Annotated in this window: 2 rRNA genes (1 of these 2 running past the window's edge); both read left to right on the forward strand. The window is 48.1% G+C overall.

Annotated elements, in window-relative coordinates:
* A 23S ribosomal RNA gene (locus BC349_RS06830) occupies positions 1–2,407 on the forward strand; it begins 476 nt to the left of the window's first position.
* A 95-nt stretch (positions 2,408–2,502) separates the two neighbouring features.
* A 5S ribosomal RNA gene (gene rrf, locus BC349_RS06835) occupies positions 2,503–2,614 on the forward strand.
* The last annotated feature ends 17 nt before the right edge of the window (positions 2,615–2,631 follow it).

Consider the following 2,631-nt stretch of genomic DNA (forward strand, 5'->3'; position numbering starts at 1 on the left):
GAACCAGTACCGTAAGGGAAAGGTGAAAAGCACCCTGAATAAGGGAGTGAAATAGTACCTGAAACCGTGTGCCTACAAGCGGTCGGAGCATCGTAAGGTGTGACGGCGTGCCTTTTGCATAATGAGCCTACGAGTTACTCCTCACTGGCGAGGTTAAGTTCTTAAGTAACGGAGCCGTAGCGAAAGCGAGTCCAAATAGGGCGCTTTAGTCAGTGGGGGTAGACGCGAAACTTTGTGATCTATCCATGGGCAGGTTGAAGGTGTGGTAACACACACTGGAGGACCGAACTCATTAACGTTGAAAAGTTATGGGATGACCTGTGGATAGGGGTGAAAGGCCAATCAAACTGAGAGATAGCTCGTTCTCCCCGAAATGTTTTTAGGAACAGCGTCGCATATAGAAGTTTATTAGAGGTAGAGCTACTGATTGGGCTAGGGGGCTTCACCGCCTACCAAACCCTGACAAACTCCGAATGCTAATAAATATCTGCGGCAGTGAGGCTGTGGGCGCTAAGGTCCATGGCCGAGAGGGAAATAACCCAGATTAGCAACTAAGGTCCCTAATACGTAGTTAAGTTGAACAAACGAGGTGGAGTTTCTAAAACAGCCAGGATGTTGGCTTGGAAGCAGCCATTCATTTAAAGAGTGCGTAACAGCTCACTGGTCGAGAGACTCTGCACGGAAAATGATCGGGCATCAAACTACGAACCGAAGTTCTAAATTCCATACTTGTATGGAGTGGTAGGGGAGCATTCCAATCTGCGTTGAAGGTGTGTGGTGATGCATGCTGGAGCGGTTGGAAAAGAAAATGTAGGCATAAGTAACGATAAAACAAGTGAAAAACTTGTTCGCCGTAAGACTAAGGGTTCCTGATCAACGTTAATCGGATCAGGGTTAGTCGGGTCCTTAGGCAAACCCGAAAGGGGCAGCTGATGGAAAACTGGTTAATATTCCAGTACCGGCATTAGTTTCGATGGGGTGACGTGTTAGTGAAAGGTCCGCGCAGTTACGGAATACTGCGTTAAAGCCCGTAGATATATCCTGTGTAGGCAAATCCGCACGGGATGTCGAAGGTGATAGTACTAGAAAGCTTCGGCTGGATAGATAGTGACCCTAATCATAGCACCGAGAAAAACCTCTAAGGATAGGCTAATGCCGCCCGTACCGTAAACCGACACAGGTAGTCGAGATGAATATTCTAAGGCGCTCGGGTGAGCCGTGGAGAAGGAACTAGGCAAATTGACGCTGTAACTTCGGGATAAAGCGTACCGCAGCGATGCGGTCTCAGTAAAATGGTTCAACCAACTGTTTAACAAAAACACAGGGCCCTGCAAAATCGTAAGATGACGTATAGAGCCTGATACCTGCCCGGTGCTGGAAGGTTAAGGAAGGATGTTCGGAGTAATCCAAAGCTTCTGACTGAAGCCCCAGTAAACGGCGGCCGTAACTATAACGGTCCTAAGGTAGCGAAATTCCTTGTCGGGTAAGTTCCGACCTGCACGAATGGTCTAATGAGTTGAACACTGTCTCCTCCACGAGCCCGGTGAAATTGTAGTATCGGTGAAGATGCCGGTTACCCGTCACGGGACGGAAAGACCCCATGAACCTTCACTACAACTTTGCATTGATTTTGAGCACCAAGTGTGTAGGATAGTTGGGAGACTATGAAGCAGTGTCGCCAGGCATTGTGGAGTCATCGTTGAAATACCAACCTCTTGTTGCTTAGAACCTAACCCCTGAAGGGGGACATTGCATGGTGGGTAGTTTGACTGGGGTGGTCGCCTCCTAAAAAGTAACGGAGGCTCGCAAAGGTACCCTCAGTACGGTTGGTAATCGTACGCAGAGCGCATTAGTATAAGGGTGCTTGACTGTGAGACATACAAGTCGATCAGGTGCGAAAGCAGGCTAAAGTGATCCGGTGGTTCTGTATGGAAGGGCCATCGCTCAAAGGATAAAAGGTACTCTGGGGATAACAGGCTGATCTCACCCAAGAGCTCATATCGACGGTGAGGTTTGGCACCTCGATGTCGGTTCGTCACATCCTGGGGCTGGAGAAGGTCCCAAGGGTTCGGCTGTTCGCCGATTAAAGTGGCACGTGAACTGGGTTCAGAACGTCGCAAGACAGTTCGGTCCCTATCTGTGATGGGCGTTAGAAAATTGAGAGGACATGACCTTAGTACGAGAGGACCGGGTCGTACGTACCGCTGGTGTATCGGTTGTGCCGCCAGGTGCAATGCCGAGTAGCTATGTACGGAAAGGATAAACGCTGAAAGCATCTAAGCGTGAAACCTACCTTAAGATGAGTTTTCTTTTAAGGGTCGTCAGAGACTATGACGTTGATAGGCTACAGGTGTAAAGGTGGTAACATCAAAGCCGAGTAGTACTAATTGCCCGTAAGCTTTAATTTTTTAATTCTATATGGATTAGGAAATATTACATACCCGTGAAATTGCAACTTCCCAATATGTTATCTTATTGAAGTGGATCATTCCACCAATGTCTTATGGTGCTTATGCCGAGGGTGTTCACCTCTTCCCATACCGAACAGAGAAGTTAAGCCCCTCATGGCCGATGGTACTGCTATACCAGGCGGGAGAGTAGGTAGGTGCCATATTTATTATAAAGAGCCTT

The sequence above is a fragment of the Flavihumibacter stibioxidans genome (assembly GCF_014332695.1).
GTDB lineage: Bacteria > Bacteroidota > Bacteroidia > Chitinophagales > Chitinophagaceae > Flavihumibacter > Flavihumibacter stibioxidans.